Source organism: Dellaglioa carnosa (genome assembly GCF_026948345.1).
Classification (GTDB): Bacteria; Bacillota; Bacilli; order Lactobacillales; family Lactobacillaceae; genus Dellaglioa; species Dellaglioa algida.
This window is the reverse complement of sequence record NZ_JANXLI010000001.1, coordinates 204,633-224,318: the sequence shown is the minus strand read 5'-3', so window position 1 is coordinate 224,318 and position 19,686 is coordinate 204,633. Positions and strand designations below refer to the sequence as shown.

General features: G+C 35.7%; 18 protein-coding genes. 7 read left to right on the top strand and 11 right to left on the bottom strand.

Going from position 1 to position 19,686, the window contains the following annotated elements; all coding sequences use genetic code 11:
• Nucleotides 1-3: 3 nt before the first annotated feature.
• The 5 genes from N0K80_RS01070 to ezrA all read right to left on the bottom strand — a co-directional run bounded on the left by N0K80_RS01070 (nt 4) and on the right by ezrA (nt 7,815).
• Nucleotides 4-2,649, bottom strand: coding sequence for a valine--tRNA ligase (locus N0K80_RS01070; protein ID WP_269023506.1), 2,646 nt, complete (start codon nt 2,647-2,649; stop codon nt 4-6).
• 308 nt (nt 2,650-2,957) lie between these two features.
• The gene (locus tag N0K80_RS01065; protein ID WP_269023505.1) at nt 2,958-3,446 is read right to left on the bottom strand and encodes a thiol peroxidase; all 489 of its coding nucleotides are present in this window, start codon (nt 3,444-3,446) and stop codon (nt 2,958-2,960) included.
• A 114-nt stretch (nt 3,447-3,560) separates the two neighbouring features.
• Nucleotides 3,561-4,778, bottom strand: coding sequence for a tRNA uracil 4-sulfurtransferase ThiI (gene thiI / locus N0K80_RS01060; protein WP_146342252.1), 1,218 nt, complete (start codon nt 4,776-4,778; stop codon nt 3,561-3,563).
• 15 nt (nt 4,779-4,793) lie between these two features.
• A complete protein-coding gene (locus tag N0K80_RS01055; RefSeq protein WP_269023504.1) occupies nt 4,794-5,945 on the bottom strand; it encodes a cysteine desulfurase family protein in 1,152 nt (383 codons plus the stop codon).
• 148 nt (nt 5,946-6,093) lie between these two features.
• Nucleotides 6,094-7,815: a septation ring formation regulator EzrA gene (gene ezrA / locus N0K80_RS01050; RefSeq protein ID WP_269023503.1), complete on the bottom strand. Its 1,722-nt coding sequence runs from the start codon at nt 7,813-7,815 to the stop codon at nt 6,094-6,096.
• 372 nt (nt 7,816-8,187) lie between these two features.
• Here ezrA and rpsD point away from each other — a divergent pair, with 372 nt between their 5' ends.
• The gene (gene rpsD / locus N0K80_RS01045) at nt 8,188-8,796 is read left to right on the top strand and encodes a 30S ribosomal protein S4 (protein WP_112250151.1); all 609 of its coding nucleotides are present in this window, start codon (nt 8,188-8,190) and stop codon (nt 8,794-8,796) included.
• A gap of 25 nt (nt 8,797-8,821) precedes the next feature.
• Here the strand turns inward: rpsD and N0K80_RS01040 are convergent, their stop codons facing one another.
• Nucleotides 8,822-9,439, bottom strand: coding sequence for a DUF1054 family protein (locus N0K80_RS01040; RefSeq protein WP_269023502.1), 618 nt, complete (start codon nt 9,437-9,439; stop codon nt 8,822-8,824).
• A gap of 69 nt (nt 9,440-9,508) precedes the next feature.
• On the opposite strand from N0K80_RS01040, the gene N0K80_RS01035 reads away from it, so the two are divergent.
• Nucleotides 9,509-9,955: a YueI family protein gene (locus tag N0K80_RS01035; RefSeq protein ID WP_112250155.1), complete on the top strand. Its 447-nt coding sequence runs from the start codon at nt 9,509-9,511 to the stop codon at nt 9,953-9,955.
• A 33-nt stretch (nt 9,956-9,988) separates the two neighbouring features.
• Here N0K80_RS01035 and gshAB read toward each other — a convergent pair whose 3' ends face one another.
• A complete protein-coding gene (gene gshAB, locus N0K80_RS01030; protein ID WP_269023501.1) occupies nt 9,989-12,265 on the bottom strand; it encodes a bifunctional glutamate--cysteine ligase GshA/glutathione synthetase GshB in 2,277 nt (758 codons plus the stop codon).
• A gap of 142 nt (nt 12,266-12,407) precedes the next feature.
• Here gshAB and N0K80_RS01025 point away from each other — a divergent pair, with 142 nt between their 5' ends.
• From N0K80_RS01025 to N0K80_RS01005, 5 genes are all read left to right on the top strand, one after another.
• Nucleotides 12,408-13,679, top strand: coding sequence for a replication-associated recombination protein A (locus tag N0K80_RS01025; protein ID WP_269023500.1), 1,272 nt, complete (start codon nt 12,408-12,410; stop codon nt 13,677-13,679).
• Nucleotides 13,680-14,005: 326 nt separating this feature from the next.
• Entirely contained in the window at nt 14,006-14,290 is a 285-nt protein-coding gene (locus N0K80_RS01020) for a hypothetical protein (protein WP_269007679.1), read from the top strand.
• A gap of 83 nt (nt 14,291-14,373) precedes the next feature.
• Nucleotides 14,374-14,847, top strand: a complete 474-nt coding sequence (locus tag N0K80_RS01015) for a universal stress protein (protein ID WP_146342259.1) — start codon at nt 14,374-14,376, stop codon at nt 14,845-14,847.
• Between the two features lie 343 nt (nt 14,848-15,190).
• Nucleotides 15,191-15,514 (top strand): DUF2089 family protein, encoded by a 324-nt coding sequence (locus tag N0K80_RS01010; RefSeq protein WP_269026168.1) that lies wholly within the window; start codon nt 15,191-15,193, stop codon nt 15,512-15,514.
• Nucleotides 15,507-15,797 carry a hypothetical protein gene (locus N0K80_RS01005; RefSeq protein WP_269023499.1) on the top strand — a complete coding sequence of 97 codons (291 nt, stop codon included), beginning with the start codon at nt 15,507-15,509 and terminating at the stop codon, nt 15,795-15,797. Before N0K80_RS01010 ends, N0K80_RS01005 begins: the two co-directional genes overlap by 8 nt.
• Before the next feature lie 47 nt (nt 15,798-15,844).
• On the opposite strand, the gene N0K80_RS01000 is transcribed toward N0K80_RS01005, so the two are convergent.
• From N0K80_RS01000 to N0K80_RS00985, 4 genes are all read right to left on the bottom strand, one after another.
• Complete coding sequence (locus N0K80_RS01000) at nt 15,845-16,402, bottom strand: DNA-3-methyladenine glycosylase I (protein WP_269023498.1); 558 nt, start codon at nt 16,400-16,402, stop codon at nt 15,845-15,847.
• 67 nt (nt 16,403-16,469) lie between these two features.
• The gene (locus N0K80_RS00995) at nt 16,470-17,579 is read right to left on the bottom strand and encodes a D-alanine--D-alanine ligase family protein (RefSeq protein WP_181647360.1); all 1,110 of its coding nucleotides are present in this window, start codon (nt 17,577-17,579) and stop codon (nt 16,470-16,472) included.
• A 102-nt stretch (nt 17,580-17,681) separates the two neighbouring features.
• Nucleotides 17,682-18,992 carry an NCS2 family permease gene (locus tag N0K80_RS00990; protein ID WP_112250163.1) on the bottom strand — a complete coding sequence of 437 codons (1,311 nt, stop codon included), beginning with the start codon at nt 18,990-18,992 and terminating at the stop codon, nt 17,682-17,684.
• Nucleotides 18,993-19,128: 136 nt separating this feature from the next.
• The gene (locus N0K80_RS00985; RefSeq protein ID WP_269023497.1) at nt 19,129-19,683 is read right to left on the bottom strand and encodes a 5-formyltetrahydrofolate cyclo-ligase; all 555 of its coding nucleotides are present in this window, start codon (nt 19,681-19,683) and stop codon (nt 19,129-19,131) included.
• Nucleotides 19,684-19,686: the final 3 nt, after the last annotated feature.

The window sequence follows — 19,686 nt, the reverse complement described above, 5'->3', positions numbered from 1 at the left end:
AGGTTAAGCTTCTGCTTTTAAATCAGAAATCCTGTCCCTAGTTGCAGCTAATTTAATTTGGTAATCAGCTAATTTTTCTTTTTCTTTTGTCACAACTGCTTCTGGAGCACTAGCAACAAATTTTTCATTGCCAAGCTTCTTAGTTCCACGCATTACTTCGCCATCAAGTTTTTTAACTTCTTTTTCAAGGCGAGCAATTTCGTCGTTCAAATCAATTAATTCCGCAAGTGGCATATAAATCTCTGCCCCTGTTATCACAGACGTCATTGCAAGTTTAGGCGCAATAACATCTGGGCTGATTTGAAGCTCTTTAGGATGACAGAATCGTTGGATAAATTCTTGATTATTCTCGAAAATAACCTTTGTTTTATCATCCGTTGTTTTAATCAATAAATCAACCGCACTAGACATAGGTGCATTAACTTCCGCACGATTATTTCTAACGGCACGAATTAATTCAATTAAATTATTCATGTCAGTAACTGATTGTTCATCTTCAAACTCTGAGTGGACAACAGGATAATCAGCTACAACAATTGATTCTCCATCGTGAGGCATTGTTAGCCATAACTCTTCAGTAACAAATGGCATGATTGGGTGAAGTAGTTTTAACGTTTGATCTAAGACGTAAGCTAAAATTTGTTGCGTATTTTGCTTAATAGCTTGGTTATCACCGTTAAGATTTTCTTTACTCATTTCAATATACCAATCACAGAAATCATTCCAGATGAAATTATATAGCGCACGACCGGCTTCACCAAATTCAAAAGTATCAAATAATCGTGTAACTTCAGAAACAGTCGTATTTAGACGACTAAGTATCCACTTATCAACAAGTTGCCATTCTGACTTAGCTGGCAATTCAATCTTATCAACACCATCTAAGTTCATAATTACGAAACGACTAGCGTTCCAAATCTTATTGATGAAGTTCCATGAAGCATCCATTTTAGTGTAACTAAAACGGACATCTTGTCCCGGTGCGGAACCATTTGATAAGAACCAACGAAGTGCATCAGCGCCATATTTTTCAATAACGTCCATTGGGTCAATTCCGTTCCCAAGTGATTTACTCATTTTACGACCACTTTCATCACGAATTAATCCGTGAATTAAAACATGTTCAAATGGACGTTCATCGGTAAATTCTAAACTTTGGAAAATCATACGTGATACCCAGAAGAAGATAATATCATATCCCGTAACAAGTGTATTCGTTGGGAAATAACGTTTATAATCAGGGGCATCCGTATTTGGCCAGCCCATTGTTGAGAAAGGCCATAGAGCACTTGAGAACCAAGTATCTAAGACATCATTATCTTGTTCCCAGTTTTCAATATCCGTTGGTGCAACCTCCCCAACGTACATTTCACCAGTTTCTTTATGGTACCAAGCTGGAATTTGATGACCCCACCACAATTGACGTGAAATAACCCAATCATGAACATTTTCCATCCATTGCGTAAAGGTATTTTCAAAGCGTTCTGGTACGAATCCAACCTTATCTTCACCTTGTTGGAATTTTAAAGCTTCTTCAGCAAGTGGCTTCATCTTAACAAACCACTGCGTTGACAGACGCGCTTCAACTTGAACACCGGTTCTTTCAGAATGACCAACGCTATGCGTAATTGGATCAATCTTAATCATTAAATCTTCTGCTTCAAGATCTTTAACAATTGCTTTACGCGCTTCAAAACGATCCATTCCAACATATTTGCCAGCATTTTCGTTCATCGTTGCGTCTTCGTTCATTGTATTAATACGAGGTAAATCATGACGGTTACCAACTTCAAAATCGTTAGGGTCATGCGCTGGTGTTATTTTAACCATCCCCGTACCAAATCCCATATCAACATAATGATCCGTGATAATTGGAATTTCCTTGTTAACGAGTGGTAGAATAACTTTTTTACCAACGATGTCTTTGTAACGATCATCATCAGGATGAACGGCTACCGCAACATCCCCCATCATTGTTTCAGGACGAGTTGTCGCAATTTCAATAAATCCTGAGCCATCGGCAAATGGGTATTTAACATGATAAAATGCGCCTTCGTCATCTTGATGGATAACTTCAATATCTGATAAAGCAGTTCTTGCCTTAGGATCCCAATTAATAATGTACTCACCACGATAAATTAAGCCTTTATTATATAAATTAACAAATACTTTCTTTACGGCGTCAGATAAACCATCGTCTAAAGTGAATCGTTCACGACTGTAATCTAAAGATAGACCCATTTTTGCCCATTGTTTATGGATGACATCAGCATATTCGTCTTTCCAATCCCAAACTTGTTCCACAAATTTTTCGCGGCCTAAATCGTAACGTGTCACGCCTTGCTCAGCTAATTTAGCTTCAACTTTAGCTTGTGTCGCAATTCCCGCATGATCCATCCCTGGTAACCAAAGCGTATCAAAGCCTTGCATTCTTTTTTGTCTGATTAAGATATCTTGTAACGTCGTATCCCAAGCATGTCCTAAATGTAGTTTACCCGTTACATTTGGTGGTGGAATAACAATCGAGTACGGTTTTGCTTCCGGATTAGCATTTGGTTTAAATAAATCTTTTTTCAACCATTCTTCATAACGACCAGGTTCAACCTGACTTGGATCATATTTTGTTGATAGTTCAACTTCTTTTGTCATGAATTCTCCTTTTCGTTCATTAATTTTATTTTAGGCATAAAAAAACACCGTCATCAAAAAACATTTCTGTTTTAGGACGACAGTGCCGTGGTACCACCTAAATTGGGTTTTAACCCCTCTTAATTACTTTTTTAACGAACCATAATGTCCGGTTACTCCTACTTAATTTCAGAATAACAACTCCCGAGCTACCACCATAGTGTCTGATTAAAATGTTTCAGCCTAGCATTTTATCTCTGAAATGACTGGTGTTCTCGTTCTTCGTCTGTAGTCATATTTTAGCGTTTATTCTAAAAATCGTCAATATCTTATTTTTTTAGTTCGTTAATAAGTTTGGCGTAATCGGGTTCACTCGAAATTTCCGTAACTAATTCCTCGTATATAACACGTCCAGTTTCATCTAAAATAAAAACCATTCTTGCCATATGACCGAATTCTGGGACATCTAACCCAGTAATTTCAGCAAAATCACCCTTATCTGCATGAAGTAATTGTAAATTAGTTACGCCCTCAGCAGCACACCAATTCTTTTGATCTTCTTTTGAATCATCTGAGACCGTAATAAATTCAACCTCTTTAAAATTGTCAGCTTCCATATTAAACCGTTTTGTTTCTATACTACAAACGCGCGTATTAATACTTGGGACAACACTTAGTAAAAGTTTTTTCCCGGTATTCTTTGGTAACGTTACTGCTTGATCATTTTCATCGTAAGCAATAACTGTTGGGAAAATAGCTCCTACTTTTGGTGCTTCACCTACTGTATCCATTTCATTACCATGACGAGTTACTTTCATAATTGACCACCCTTTCTTCTATAACTCCTATTCTACGCAATTTCGAGTCACGAAGCGACTTATTTGATTGCACAAAAAAAGATTAGAAACTAGTTTCTAATCTTAAAGTGACCTTTAGAGTAATTCTGCAAACAGACTACTATTTTCATTTAAGTACTCTTCACCAATATGAATTTTTGTCACTTTAACACCCGCTAAAGCACGTTCTATCAAACCATCAATATCTAAACGAGCTTCAAATTCTCTCGAACGGTCTAAACGAGGTTTAGTTTTAGGTGCTGGTGGTGCAAAAATAGTACAACAATCTTCAAAAGGTTTAATTGAAAGGTTGAATGTGTCAATCTTCTTGGCAACATCAATGATTTCATTTTTATCCATTGAAACAACTGGACGAATAATAGGCATCGTTGTAACATCATTAATTGCAACCATGCTTTCAAGTGTTTGAGAAGCCACTTGTCCTAATGACTCACCATTAAAAATGGCTAATCCGCCACGTAATTCAGCGATTTTCTCAGTTAAACGTAACATAAAACGACGCGTAATGGTCATCAAGTATGGTTCCGGAACATCATGTTTAATTTGTTCTTGAATTTCGGTAAATGGTACCTCAATAAATTGAATCGTACCAACATAAGGTGTCAGTTTAACTGTTAACTCTTTTGCCTTAGCTAGAGCTTGTTCACTCGTATAAGGTGGGCTAAAGAAATGAACCATTTCCATTGAAACACCACGCTTCATACCAAGGTAACCTGCGACTGGCGAATCAATACCGCCTGATAACATAAGCATCCCTTTACCAGCAGTCCCAACAGGTAATCCACCGGCACCTTGACGCGTTTCAGATGATAAGAAAATACCATTAGCACGGACTTCAACACGCAAAATAATATCTGGTTGTTTCATTTTAACGGTAATACCAGGGACATGATCTAAAATCCAGCCACCCAATTCATCATTCATTTCATTTGTATCTAATTCAAAATCATGATCTGAACGGCGTGTATTAACTTTAAAAGTTGTTCCTTCAACAAACTGTTCGCTAACCATTGCAACAGCTGTTTCTTTTACTGCATCCAAATCTTGTTCAACACGAATTGCGGGTGAAAAGTTTTGAATACCGAAAACCTGTGATAAACGTTGCATGACTAGTTCGCTATCATCACCATTTAAATTAATGTGCATACGATCACGGTTAGCTTTGACGACTAAGTCATCAAAACCACGTAAACTATTACGCACATTAGTTCCTAAACGATCAATAAAGTTCCTCTTATTTTTTCCTTTTGTTGATAATTCGCCGTAACGAACCATTATTTCTGTGTATTGCATGTCGACATCCTTTCGTTATTTAGAATTAATTTTTTCAAATTTATGATACAAAATATCAAAAACGCGATTAAATTCTTTTGCTTCTTCCAATGTATTATTTTCATCAAAACTAATTCGAACAGCAGATTTTGCAAGTGCCTCTGGGACATTCATTGCCAGTAAAGTACCAGACGCCTGGTTTTTCTTCGATGAACAAGCACTCGTCGTTGAAATGTAAATCCCTTCACTCTCGAATGCGTGAACGATCGATTCACCACGGACGCCTTCGATGGCAAAACATAGAATATGCGGTGCAAAATTTGACTGCATTTTTGAAAAAGTAGTTATCTTGCCAAACTCGCTAATATGATTAAAGACGACTTCTTTAACAGCTTTTTGTTTTGTAACCATTTCCGTTTCGTTCTCTAATAGTAAACGTAATGCTTTGGACATACCTGCGATTGCGGGCACATTTTCAGTCCCACTACGTAAGTTGTGCTCTTGTCCACCACCCGTAAGAAGTGGCTCAATATGGCGACCTCGCTTGCTGTAAATAAACCCAACGCCACGTGGCGCGTGAAATTTATGACCAGAAAAAGTTACAAAGTCAACTCGATCACTCATAAAAGCTTCTTGCACGCCTTTACCAATAGCTTGAACAGCGTCAACGTGAAAATGAACGGTCGGATAGTCTTTTAGAACATTGCCTATCTCAACTAAAGGTTGAACCGTTCCAATTTCATTATTAACTGCCATAACGGAAACCAGAATCGTATCAGATCTTAAAGCAGCCTTTAAATCTTCAACATTAATTCTGCCCTCATCATCAACGGGTAGATAGGTCACTTCAAATCCAAGCTGCTCGAGTTGAGCCATCGTATTCATGACGGCGGGATGTTCAACTGTTGTCGTAATTAAATGCTTACCATGACTCATCTTTGCCATAGCCGTTCCTTTAATTACCCAGTTATCTCCCTCAGTACCACTTCCGGTAAATAGAATTTCATCCTCAAACACATTTAACAAACTTGCAATTTGTTGTCGAGATTGTTCCAATAAATTATGAGCCACTTCGCCCAAATTGTTCAGGCTAGATGGGTTACCCCAAACCTGTTCGCTAACTTTATTGTAAGTATCTAAAACTTCGGGCGCAATTTTTGTTGTTGCGCTATTATCAAAATAAATCATTAGCTACCTTCTTTTCTGAAAAATACTTTTCTCATTATAATATACTTCGTATCAGATTGACACTTTTAATTCATCCCTGGTGTTTCTTTATTAAATATAAAAGTGGCGACTGAACAATTTTTTGTTCCAGCCCCCACTTTAATGATTACTATTCAATTTCAAAGTCGTCATCTATATTATCATAGTATTGTTTTTCAATCTTCTTATATGACCCAGGTTCAACTTTATCTAAAGCCGTCGCAATTGTTTCTAAACTAGCCGCATAATTAAAATCGTTATTAAACAATTGTTGCGCCTTACCAAATGCGATTGCAATCTCTTCATTCGAATTTCTAAATCTATTCGCATATTGTAATAAGCTCTCTGACAATGATGCACTATCAATCAAATCATGTGTTTTGTCTTGTAATTTTTCAAGATCTGCTTCAATATCAATAATTTGTTTAGTAATTTTTTCAATGTTAATTTTTAACTTTCCAATGGCAACTTCAACTGCTTCAATTTCATCGCTAACGACATAGAAAAAGTCCAAGTAATCATTTGGCAATCCAGGAAGATTAACTTGCTCAACTTGACGCTTGATTTGATGTAATTCAATATCAAATCTTTGTATTGTTGCGCTAGCTTTTTTCTCATCACTTCGTAAATCCTGAATACTATGATTAATTTTTTGTTGTTCCAGTTCAATATTTTCTAATGACTTAGAATTTTGTTCAACGCGATCAGCTACTTCACTATAGATTGCTTCACCCGATTCAACGGCGGCCTTATCAACATCATATTGCGAATTGATGGTTGCAATCTCTCGCCCTAACTTTTGCGCATCTTCTAATTCGTTATGGTCTAATTCATAATTTTGACCTAGTCTGTCTAATTCTACCAAAAGCATCTGACTTTGCTTTTCAGCGTGGTCGATAAATTTACGGTAACTAGTCTCTTGTTTCTCCAACCGATCTTTTGCAGTCAATTCTTTTTCCATGACATCATATAAATAGTCAATTTGGTTAGCAATATCATTGACCTCAACGGTAGTTGTAGCAACTTCGAGCGTTTCCAATTCGGCTAATGCTTTATCGACACCCGTCTGTAATTCGTCAATTTGTTTAGGAATCTCATCAGCAATTGGAAAATTATAATTTTCATCAATTAATTTCATGTAACCTGATTGTAATTCTGCAAGTTGATCAGGAAATTCATTTTTTAAACTTTTATATAGTGGTGGGATTTCTTCAAGAATTTTTTCAAGCGACGCCGTATCTTCTCTCAAGCTACCCAAAACTTTTTCCGCCGTATCGTGATCACCAGCGGAAGTCAACGTTGAAAAACGATCAAAATCGTCTTCAAGACCCGTTAATTTATCCTCTAACTTATCGATGCTAGGTCCATAAGAAAAGTTTTTTGATAATAACGTTTTACGTAAATCTTGATATTTTTTTTCAAGCGAGTCAACTGCCTGATGATTACTCTCATCACTTTTCTTCAAAGACACCAAAGCCTTTTTAATACCTTCAAGCGTCTTATTAATTGAAATTAATTTAACTTCAATTTCTGCCGTTAATTGGCGATTAGAAAGAAATTGGTATTTTGCATTTGCTTCATAAGCTTCGTCGATTTGTATTGTAATTTTAGGTAGTTTTGCATTTTTTACTTCTTTAAAATCTGATTCTAACGCTGAGAAAGTTTTTAGACTCTCTCCCGTCAGTCCCAAATCTTTCGTTAATCGAAGTTGTTCTTCAACTTCAGAATTAAAAATAACCTCTACTTGGTTACGAAATGTTTCGAATTTTTTTTCATTACGCTTCTGAAGAAAAAACGCCGTTGCATAGATAATAATGGCTACTACTATTATTCCAACAAAAATCTGTGTCATATCCTAATCCCGCCTTTAGCTTACTAAAATTTATATCCAATTATTCACATTCAAATTTTATGCTTCTAATCATTATATCATAGACCTTTAAAGCGTTCACTAGCTTTCTATAATATTATGGAAAGAAAATTGATTTGGCATGTAAACAAACATGAAAACAGATTGACATTAGTCTCCAAAGACAGTATGATGAACCTTGTGTAAAATAATGCAGCGGTGAGCGGTAAGCTCGTCAACAGTTTGTTGCCCAATTTTTTTGGTTCAATTAGTACCCTTTCAGCTGCAAAGGTGAACATTGCAAAACAAACTGCACGAATACTAAGCTCACAAAGGATTATTTTACTCCAAAACAAATATTGGAGGAATTTATATATGTCACGTTATACTGGCCCAAGTTGGAAAGTTTCACGTCGATTAGGTCTTTCTTTAACAGGTACTGGTAAAGAATTAGCTCGTCGTCCTTATGCACCCGGTGATCATGGTCAAAACAATCGCCGTAAATTATCAGAATATGGTTTACAATTACGAGAAAAACAAAAACTTCGTATGATGTACGGTTTATCAGAACGTCAATTTGCTAACTTATTTATTAAAGCTGGTACAATTCGCGAAGGTAAGCATGGTGTTAACTTCATGCTCTTACTTGAAGGTCGTTTAGACAACGTTGTTTATCGTTTAGGTTTGGCTTCTACTCGTCGCCAAGCTCGTCAATTGGTAAACCATGGTCATATTACTGTTGATGGCAACCGTGTTGATATCCCTTCATACGCTGTTGAAATTGGTCAAGTAATCTCATTACGTGAAAAATCAAAAACTTTACAAATTGTTAAAGACTCAATGGAAGCATTAGTTGGTCGTCCACAATTCGTACAATTTGATGCTGATAAATTAGAGGGTTCATTAACTCGTTTACCAGAACGTGAAGAACTTGAAGCAGATATTGACGAATCACTTATCGTTGAATACTACAACAAATTATAATTTCAAAATAAAAAACATCTCATTTTTAATGAGATGTTTTTTTTGTCCAAATTTTATAAATATCAATTAATGGTATCAGCGTTTGCTTTAAATAATTAAGTTGCTCGTCTTTATCCAACTCAAAAAACTTATCCATTACGTCTAAGTTTCGACCTATCAATAATTCCCTGGTCTGTACCTGACTCCACTTTTGACCATCAGCTTGCGTAATCATATTGGCTGCAACTGTCGCTTCTTTGTTTGTATGATCCACTGAGCAAACAAATGAACTATCTAATTCTTGAATCATTTTAACTGATTCAATGACGTTATCTCCATACACACTTTTATCTTTAATATCCGCTAGTGCTGATAACCAGATGAATAACCGATCATCCCAGTAACCAATTTCGAAATGAGGCATCATTTTATAACCACGCTTGTTCTCGCTAAAAGCCATCCAAGTATCAGGTGGCGGATTTTTCGATCTTCGTGCGTGTTTTGCAATATGCAAATACATTTCACTATCTAACTGTTTGCTTAAAAACGGTATTAGCTCAGTACCCATCGTTTCAAATTTTGGATCAATAATTGTTTTAATCTTTTCCAATCGGCCATCTAAGGTCTGATCTTTAAAAATCAAGAAATCGTCTTTAATAAACATTTCATTCTCTCCTTTTGTACCAAACATGGTATGCTAAAAACATAACTTATATAGAAGGTGGTAACAACAATGACTGATAATAATATAGACCCGCATCTTCAATCTGGATTGTACGGGGTCCCACAGCTTCATCCAGACGAACAAAGAAAATACTTAGGTACATTCAGAGAACGGGTCAGTTTAGCAATGACAATTAACGAGGTGACGGCCGCCGATAATATGACCGGATTCGAAAAAGAATTAGTAGCTCATCCGGACTACCGCGTCTTACTAAACGGTATGATTGATCAAGATTCACTTGCACCTTATATCACCCTAGCTCATCAACACAATGTTAATTTTACATTAACATCAAATAGTGAAGATCCAGCAGGTGCTGAGATTATGGGCTTGGTTGTTGCAACTGAAAAAACGGCAATAAATGAACCTGTTATTGCAATCAATGAGAAGTACCCAATCGTTAAAAGTGAACCACAACAAAGTAAAAAATCGTTTTTTGAAAATCTATTTGACTAAGCCAGTAAGAACTAAACTTAACGCCATTATCTATTAAGCGTTAGGTTTAGTTCTTATTTTTTGTAGAAGTTCTATAATTCTATCGGCGATAACTTGTTTATCTCCAAAATTTGGAAATGAATTAATCGCTAAATCTGGACTTGTTTCAACCGAAAGAACGATCAACGAATCCGCATGTTTCGCATCATATGGTATATACAAATTGGTTATTACCACATCAAATGCTCCAATCATTATTTTTAATCGTTTGGCATAATCCCCTATTAATGAAACGTAGGAATCGTCCATTTGCCCACTAACTTCGTTCTGGCTAGCCCCGGCATTAAAATTATTATCGTATCGAATAATGGCTTCAGATCCTCTTGGAATAATAGTCGTTTCATTTATGCCCTGTGTTTCCAACGTTTGCCTTTCAACTTCTAGCAAATTAAGTTGGTGCCAAGGGCCCCGACTAGATCGACCTATTTTCGCATTTTTTTGCGCAATTAATTCTGCTAACGTTTGTCGACCATCACCAACTACACTGACGGGCAACCTTTCAACAACTCCTTGCACACGCCCATCAACCATCATAAACCGATAAACTGAACCAACAACAATTTGCTCAATTAAAACTTGAGTGTCTACCAGTAAATTTCGTTTAATAGCTTCTCTGTATTCATTTAGCGTTGGTGCCACTCGGAAGATGTGCGTCATTTGGCTGCTTTTAACGAACCTAGGCTTAACAACTAACGCCTTACCGACGATATCAGGATAATAAGCCATTGCCTCATCTAGACTACGTACGCTAATCCCACTGGGAACCTTGATATCAATCTGTCCCAGTACTTTTTTCAGTGTTTGTTTGTCATGTACAATTTGATTTAATATACTTGAGTCTAAATCTGAAATTGTCCCATGTTGCAACAAATGTCCGTTAATTCTGATAACATCACCGTCATCATCAACGAGGTCAAAGCGTAATCCTTTTTTTAATAATCCAGCCAAAATAAGCTGCGTATTACTTGAGTAATTATTGAATCCAGTTAGCGAATTTAATTGTGATTGATAGAATCGTCTATTTAAATTTGCTCGGTTCATTGCAAAATTAACCAGCGATTGATTAATCACTTGATCATTGATTCTTGCACTTAAACTTAATTCAGGTTGTTCAAACTGCTCTTTATAACTGACCAACTCGTCTTTTAATTCATCATCCAAATAGAAATTATTATTAAATAGAATTAATTCATTTAATAACTTTATACCGGCATTTTTAGTAACTGAATTAGTTCTAGGATCCTCCATCGCAACCTCGTCATTAAGCTGTTTTGCTTTAAGTAAGGTCAGGTCAACTTCGTCTTCTGCCAAATCAGGCGTCATTAGAAAATAAGCTGAAAGTAATTGGATAAATTTAATCGTCTCACTCTTGATACCTACGCGTGAAAATGGATCAATATCTAATCCACTCAATTCAAAATAATTGATACCACTTGAAATCAAAGAATCCTCATTTTTATCAATTGACTTAAATTGAACGTCCCCGTAAAATTCAGAAAACGATAACAGTTTTCCCTCTTGAACCATTTTTTTCAATGACGTAACGTAGGCCTCGATAGATTGATATGATGCCTGAATAGAATCGTCTATATTGGTATAGCCAAGTTCACTATTTCTAACACTTCTAACGGAATCACGAGTGTTATTATCGTCTCCATTATAAATCGGCGTTGCCCCAAACAAGTAAGTTAACAGCCACCTATTTTGAACGAATTTACGACCAATTTTCACATAGATAAAATTATGAAATTCTACATAAGAGTCGAAATAGTTATGAAACTCAGATGTGAATAACGTCTGAATTAACTTTTCTGAAAGACTAAAATTAAGATGCACAGATGTGAAAAGCTGTCTTTTTTTACCATATTTCTTTATTAATTTATTTCTATATAGAAAGCCTTTTTCGTCTGGGTGAGCGACCCTAATTTTAGACTCATCATCTGGTAATTCGGGAAGCGAACTTAATGTCCAAAATTGTTCATTATCCGGCAAATTCTGGGTCGCAACTTGTTGAATAGCGTCTAGATAGTTCACAACGTTATCAGCGCCTTCAATTGGTGGCGTAATAAATTCCATTTGCGCTTCACCAAAATCCGTTTTTATATAATTATGTTTCAGTCTGTCACCTAATGATTGTGGATGGTCGCTTGAACTCAAAACACCCGTATTCATGACCCTCTGTGTTTCTCTCTCCAAACCAATTAGCGACCGTCTAAGCAATGGTCCCAATTCTTCTTCTTGAATTTCCAATCCGATTGCGTCTAGTTCCATATCGTCATCCCTTTCAGTTTTCTTCTACAGTATACCAAATATTGGCATTTAACCCTCCTATTTACGATACCTTTGGGCAATTAAACTCATGCTACTATGCTATACTATTCCTTAGTAATTAACGCGAAAGGAGCTATCATTCATGTTACAACCACTTGCATTTAGAATGCGACCAACAAAAATTGAAGAAGTTGTCGGTCAACAGCATCTTGTTGGACCCGGTAAAATCATTAAACGTATGGTCGACGCCAAACTTCTTTCTTCCATGATCCTGTATGGACCCCCTGGTACTGGTAAAACGAGTATTGCCAGTGCTATTGCGGGATCAACCCAATATGCATTTCGTAAATTAAATGCGGCGACTGATTCAAAAAAAGATCTTGAAGTCGTGGCAGAAGAAGCCAAAATGAGCGGTACCGTTATTTTACTTTTAGATGAAATTCATCGACTAACAAAACCAAAACAAGATTTCTTGTTACCACACTTAGAAAGTGGTCGAATTATTTTAATTGGTGCTACGACCGAGAATCCTTACATTACAATTAATCCGGCTATCAGAAGTCGAACTCAAATTTTTGAAGTAAAACCTTTGGACGAACAAGATATTGAAATTGCAATTGACCGTGCATTGACTGATAAAAAAGTTGGTCTCGGTGAGCTTAATATTAATTTAGAGCCCAACGCCCGATTACATTTAGCTCGAGCAACTAATGGTGATTTACGTAGTTCATTAAACGCTCTTGAGTTGGCTGCTAAATCTACACCTGCTGATGATTCTGGAGTCATCGTTTTAACGTTAACAATCATTGAGGAATGTTTACAGAAAAAAGCACTCACGCATGATAAAGATGGTGATGCTCATTATGATGTTATTTCAGCTTTTCAAAAATCAGTACGGGGTTCGGATGTTAACGCCGCTCTTCACTACTTAGGACGTTTAATTCTGGCTGGTGACCTACCTACAATCGCAAGACGCTTAATTACAATGGCCTATGAAGATATTGGCTTAAGTAGTCCTGCAGCATGTGCTAGAACTGTAACGGCTGTTCAAGCAGCAGAAAAAATTGGGTTCCCAGAAGCAAAAATCCCATTATCAAATGCAGTAATCGATCTTTGTCTATCACCTAAATCCAATTCAGCTAATGTCGCTATCAACAATGCAATTGCTGATATTGAAAAAGGCGGATTTGGTGAGATTCCTGCTTATTTAAAAGACTCCCACTACAAAGGCGCAGAGGATTTAGGTCGCGGTATCGGATACAAATTCCCTCACGACTACCCAAATGACTGGGTTAGTCAACAATATCTACCAGATAAACTAAAAAATGCAGACTACTATGAACCAAAAAGCAATGGGCGGTACGAACAGGCGCTTAAAGAACAATATGGTAAATTACATCCATCAAAAAAATGACCTGTTCACGCTTACATCATAATTGTTGCACGTTTAAGATGTCTGTGCTATATTAAGGATGAAGTTCTGAAGTGTACGCGTTATCTTATTAGAATGTTGACCGAACAAATAATTATATCTAGGCGTTGACTTAATAGGCTAATTAATTTCAAGCCATTTCACTTGGTAGTTAGAGGTTAGTACAGTCGATGCCACCTGCTTTATTGCGGGCTCAACTCACGAAGATGATTAACGGCACTACGCGGATTTTCCAAAGCTTTTGCTTTGATGGCCTGGACAAACTTTGTTTGTTCAGGCTTTTTTATGTTAATAATAAAGGAGATTTTATGCTTATAATCCGAATACTGTTGGCCGTTCTTGCATTGTTACTTTTGACGATCGGTTACTATCTGTTCTCTCACCGTGGTAAAAATTTTATGATTTTTAGACCTGAAACAAACCACGTGTTGAGTACGACGTTACTTATTTTTGGGGTAATTATCGGCGTTGAAGGTCTAATTGGATTAATTTCAATTATTGTCTTCATCCCCATATTTTACGGCATTTTCGTTGCCCTATCTTGTCTCACAGTGGGTGCTTTAACCATTGTCTTATCGTTTTTTATGCATTAAACTAACTTTGTAACCGTTTTTACTTCTATTTTCATTAAATTTGTCGTAAAATGAAGATATACAAAAGAAAGAGGTGGATGACCATGTTACAACAATACAAAAATATTTTAGTTCCTGTAGATGGTTCGGATGAAGCAAAATTAGCATTTGAAAAAGCTGTACAAGTAGCTTTAAGAAATGGCGAGGATTCTACACTTCATCTTTTACACGTTATTGATACTCGAGCATTCCAAAATATCTCAAGTTTTGATACGTCAATGGTTGAACAAGTTAGTGATACGGCAAAAGAAACATTAAATAAATATATTGAACAAGCAAAATCAGCTGGTCTTAAAAATGTCGATTTTTCAATTGAGTATGGCTCTCCTAAAGTTGTGATTGCCAAAAACGTTCCAATCAATTTAGATATTGATTTGATTGTGATTGGTGCTACTGGTTTAAATACGGTTGAGCGTTTATTAATTGGATCGGTTACAGAGTACGTAACTCGAGTGGCAACTTCAGATGTTTTAGTTGTTAGAACCGATTTAAGCAATGCACCCGCTCTTAAAAAATAATAACGATTAATAACTAACATAATTAAACGAACTCAACAATAAAATAGTTAGATTTAATGATAAAAAACTACACCCAAACCGGGTGTAGTTTTTTTGTTTACTCCGCAGCTTAGATACATGGATTATTGCCACCCGATTACTAATCATTTTAACTATTTAACAAATAACCAAGTGTTAAAATTACCTCCAATGTAATAACAGGTGCAATAAGTGAAAAATAACAATTAAATACATCATGGATATAATACTAGATTAGAAATAACCTAGAACTATGCGTAAAATATTAACATAATTTAACATTACATTGACAAAACATTTAATATTATTGATATATTATTAAATTATGTTAACATTATATCTAAACAATAAAAAGGTGGGAATTATTATTAATACATGGTACGAGAATATGACGGATGAAGATATGAATTTTATTAAGCGTTTTACGCTATCGTCCGGATCATTGAAGCAAGTAGCAAAAGAATATTCAGTCTCCTACCCCACAGTACGGAATAGACTCAATGAAGTTATAACTAAAATTGGAATAATTGATGAGAAAGATAGTGAACCATTCATAGTGAATCTTATGCGTCTTGTAACGGATGACCAAATTAGTTATAGCGCTGCAAAAAAAATTATAGAATTCCATGAAGGAGAAAAAAATGACTGAGTTAACATTTTTTGCAATAATAATACTTTTAATTCTGATTGAGACATACGGTTTGGCAAATACAAAATATTTTTGGCTTGGTGGGATAATACCATTGTTAGGTACAATTAGTATCGTTTTGATAATGGTTAATAGTGAACACATAATCTTTAGAGATTATATAATGGCAGCTGTTGGAATTCTTGTTTTGTTAGTCTTTTGGGGTCAAGGTCATGACCGATATACTAAAAGAACTTTAAAAGAAAAAAATAAAATGTTGAGTAATGATTTGAGTCAAAAATAGGCAAAATAAAAAAAGAAATTAACCATTTAAATGGTTAATTTCTTTTTTTATTTTGTCTTAAATGCGCATGACGCTAGATGATCATCTACCATCCCCATACTCTGCATCAGCGAATAACAAATTTTCGGCCCAACAAACTTAAAGCCTAACTTTTTTAATTCTTTAGATAATTGTTTTGAAATATCAGTCTCTGTTGGAACTTCTTCCGCGTGATTCCAAAGATTATTAAGTGGTTTATTATTTACAAACTGCCATAAAAACATATCAAATGATTGTCCACTTTGATTCATCTTAACGATGGCCTGTGCATTTGTAATAATTGCTGAAATTTTACGTTGATTACGAATAATTTTTGAATTTTCCATTAGCTCAGAAATTTTTCTTTCATCAAATTGACTGACCTTTTGAATAGAAAAATTTTCAAAAGCAAGATTAAAATCAGTTCGTTTATTTAGAACAGTTTGCCAGCTCAAACCCGCCTGCATTAGTTCTAAACTTAATAACCCAAATAACTGTTGATCACCGAAAAGTGGTTTTCCCCACTCTTCATCATGATAATCTTGCATTAACTGATTACCGGACTGTGCCCATGGACATCTCTCCATATTATTCTCCCCCTTTCAAATAAAAAAGATTACCAGTACTGTCTCCAGACTAGTAATCTTTTCAGTTTTAGATTTCAGGTAGTTCAGTGAAATCGTAATGTAATTCTTTAACAGCGGCATGTTCGTCGAATGCTAATTGAATTAATTTATCAATTAGTTCTGAGTAACCAATTCCCGAAACTTCCCACAATTGTGGATAAAGTGAGATATTAGTAAATCCTGGTAACGTGTTCAATTCACCAAGATATGGAATACCATCTTTAACTAAGAAATCAATTCGTGCCAAACCACGACAACCTAATGCTTCAAAGGCACGTAATGACATATCTTGAATTTCCTTTGTTAATTCATCAGGTAATTCAACTGGCATTTCAAACTCAACTCCTGAAGCATCAACGAATTTATTGTTGTAATCGTAAAACACATCCGATTTTGGTACAATAACTGCGCCTAATTTTGAAGCTTTTAAATCAGTATTTCCAAGAATTGAGCATTCAATTTCATCAGGATTTTCGATTGATTCTTCAACCAAAATCTTTGTGTCATATAAAAATGCGTCTTCAATACCTTCGAGGAATTCTTTTTCATTATGTGCTTTATGGATACCAACTGATGAACCTTGGTTAGCTGGTTTGATAAAAACAACATCCCCAAGTTCTTTGCTGATATGTGCATAAGACATTTCAACACGGTTATTAGCCTTAACGACCAAGTATTTAGTATTTCTGATATTATTTAACGTCAACATTTTTTTCGTTAAATCTTTATCAAACGAGATTGCAGATGAACGAACATCACTACCAATGTAAGGCTTGTCTAAAAGTTTAAACAGACCTTGGATAGTACCATCTTCACCCATATTACCATGAATTACTGGGTAGAAAAGATCGATATCCTTAACTTCAGTTAAACTCATAATGTTTGCTAGTGGATTTGTAAAGTCGATTGTTGGTAAGACATCAGCAACAACTTTTGCTTCTGGTTCGCCATCAAAAATACGACGTGAAGCAGCATCGCCAAGTAATACCCCTTCTTTTGTAAACATGAATAAGCTAACTTCATATTTATTTTTATCCATTGCATCATAAATATTATGTGCTGAACGTTTTGAAACATCATGTTCTGATGAGTTACCACCAAAAAGTAATCCGATGTGTATCTTTTCACTTGTCATCATATTATCCATTCCTATTCGTATTATATTTTTTATTCGTTTAAACCCTTAGTCTAAATAATACCATGTTTAGACCGGTTCTGTCATTTAGGTTTGCGATTTTATTTAAACATTTAAGATCCACATGAAAAGTAGGAATATGAAAAATAATCCATACATGATGGGATGAATATCTTTACGACGACCAGCTGCAATCATTGTAATGGGATAAAGAATGAACCCTAAAGCTATTCCGTCAGAAATACTGTACGTTAGGGGCATCCCTATAACAATTAAGAATGACGGTATGGCAATTTCCATTTTTGACCATTCAATTTTTGTTAATGATTGTGCCATTAATACGCCAACAATAATTAATGCTGGTGCAGTAACTTGTGTTGTCACAACCGATAATAATGGTGAGAAAAACATACCGGCAACGAATAATAGTCCCGTTGTAACGGCCGTTAATCCTGAACGTCCACCAACAGCAATACCTGCTGAAGACTCAACAAAGGCACCAACTGGTGATGTCCCTAAAACAGATCCTGCGAGCATCGCTGTTGAATCAGCAGCGAGCGCTTTACCCACACGTGGCATTTTATTATCTTTCATGAATCCCGCTTGTTGTGCTAATCCAACTAGAGTTCCTGCCGTATCGAAAAACGTCACTAACAAGAAAGTAAGTACAACGACCCATAGTTGAACCGTGTTAATATCTCCGATATGTTTAACACCCTGCATAAAGGTAGGTGCTAGACTTGGCGCAGCAGAGACAATACCTGTTGGTGCCTTAATTAATCCCGTAATGAACCCAAGGATAACTGTTGCAAACATCCCTATGAATATCCCACCAGGAACACGTCTAACCATTAAAATTGCAGTAATAACTAACCCAAATATCGTTAACCAAGTTGTCCCAACGCTCAATGAACCTAATCCAACGACTGTTGATTTATTAGAAACAATTAGTCCTCCACCTTGTAATCCAATAAAAGCAATGAATAACCCAATCCCACTTGAAATCGCATATTTTAAATTGCTGGGAATCGCATTAATAATTAATTCTCGTAATTTAAAGATAGTGATTAAAATAAAGATTAATGAGGCAACAAAGACGCCTGCCAAAGCCGTTTGCCATGGAATACCCATCCCGATAACAACCGAGTAAGAGAAGAAGGCATTAATACCTAGTGCTGGTGCAGTCGCAATTGGGTATTTAGCTAGAACACCCATTAAAATACAACCCAAGGCACTTGATAATGCGGTTGCCGTAAAGACGGCCCCCTTATCCATTCCTGAAGCGCTTAAAACCGTAGGGTTAACGAATAATATATAAGACATTGAAATGAAAGTCGTAAATCCAGCCAAAATCTCACGTTTTACCGTCGTTTGTAACTGATCAATTTCAAAATATGATTTAATGCGGTTAATCATTGTATATCTCCTTTTTAATAAATGCTTTTGTTCGTGTTTATCCCATTAACGAGCAATTACAATTTTACTATATTCGGATATTAATGTAAATCATATTATTAAATCATATTTTGTTAAGAATTCATTCAAATAAGTCTTATACCGTTAGAATTTTGTTAATTTTAATATCAAATTGGTTATCAAGCCATTGTTCAGAAGTTACGTTTTGGACATCAAGACAAAGTGAAACAGTCGTAGGCTGATGTTTGGCAATAAATCGGTCATAGTAACCTCCACCAAATCCAATTCTTTGATTATTATTTAAATTAAACCCAACCCCTGGCACAATAACTAAATCTAACTCATTATTTTCTAATGCCATATCATAACTGGGTTCTAAAAGGCCATAGCTACTTTTTATTAATTCTTGCTCGGCAGATAGATATGGCAAAAATGCCAACTGCTTTTCGGGCATCGTCTTTGGTACGTATACCCTTTTTTTCTGTTCCAAAGCTGTCAGAAGTAACTCATTTGTTGAAAATTCAATTGATTGACTAATCGTCAACCCGACAGAACTGGCCATTTTCCATTCCTCTGAACGCAGTAACTTATCAATAATTACTAATTCTTGTCGTTTTTTTTCAAGCGACTTATTTTTAGCTAAGTCTGCCATTTTAAGAATCGTTTTTTCTCTGATTTCTTGTTTGCTCACTGA

Excerpts from the sequence above, each read along its gene's own strand:
- N0K80_RS01070 (WP_269023506.1), bottom strand. The coding sequence starts at position 2,649 with ATGACAAAAGAAGTTGAACTATCAACAAAATATGATCCAAGTCAGGTT.
- N0K80_RS01065 (WP_269023505.1), bottom strand. The coding sequence starts at position 3,446 with ATGAAAGTAACTCGTCATGGTAATGAAATGGATACAGTAGGTGAAGCA.
- thiI (WP_146342252.1), bottom strand. The coding sequence starts at position 4,778 with ATGCAATACACAGAAATAATGGTTCGTTACGGCGAATTATCAACAAAA.
- N0K80_RS01055 (WP_269023504.1), bottom strand. The coding sequence starts at position 5,945 with ATGATTTATTTTGATAATAGCGCAACAACAAAAATTGCGCCCGAAGTT.
- ezrA (WP_269023503.1), bottom strand. The coding sequence starts at position 7,815 with ATGACACAGATTTTTGTTGGAATAATAGTAGTAGCCATTATTATCTAT.
- rpsD (WP_112250151.1), top strand. The coding sequence starts at position 8,188 with ATGTCACGTTATACTGGCCCAAGTTGGAAAGTTTCACGTCGATTAGGT.
- N0K80_RS01040 (WP_269023502.1), bottom strand. The coding sequence starts at position 9,439 with ATGTTTATTAAAGACGATTTCTTGATTTTTAAAGATCAGACCTTAGAT.
- N0K80_RS01035 (WP_112250155.1), top strand. The coding sequence starts at position 9,509 with ATGACTGATAATAATATAGACCCGCATCTTCAATCTGGATTGTACGGG.
- gshAB (WP_269023501.1), bottom strand. The coding sequence starts at position 12,265 with ATGGAACTAGACGCAATCGGATTGGAAATTCAAGAAGAAGAATTGGGA.
- N0K80_RS01025 (WP_269023500.1), top strand. The coding sequence starts at position 12,408 with ATGTTACAACCACTTGCATTTAGAATGCGACCAACAAAAATTGAAGAA.
- N0K80_RS01020 (WP_269007679.1), top strand. The coding sequence starts at position 14,006 with ATGCTTATAATCCGAATACTGTTGGCCGTTCTTGCATTGTTACTTTTG.
- N0K80_RS01015 (WP_146342259.1), top strand. The coding sequence starts at position 14,374 with ATGTTACAACAATACAAAAATATTTTAGTTCCTGTAGATGGTTCGGAT.
- N0K80_RS01010 (WP_269026168.1), top strand. The coding sequence starts at position 15,191 with ATGTTAACATTATATCTAAACAATAAAAAGGTGGGAATTATTATTAAT.
- N0K80_RS01005 (WP_269023499.1), top strand. The coding sequence starts at position 15,507 with ATGACTGAGTTAACATTTTTTGCAATAATAATACTTTTAATTCTGATT.
- N0K80_RS01000 (WP_269023498.1), bottom strand. The coding sequence starts at position 16,402 with ATGGAGAGATGTCCATGGGCACAGTCCGGTAATCAGTTAATGCAAGAT.
- N0K80_RS00995 (WP_181647360.1), bottom strand. The coding sequence starts at position 17,579 with ATGATGACAAGTGAAAAGATACACATCGGATTACTTTTTGGTGGTAAC.
- N0K80_RS00990 (WP_112250163.1), bottom strand. The coding sequence starts at position 18,992 with ATGATTAACCGCATTAAATCATATTTTGAAATTGATCAGTTACAAACG.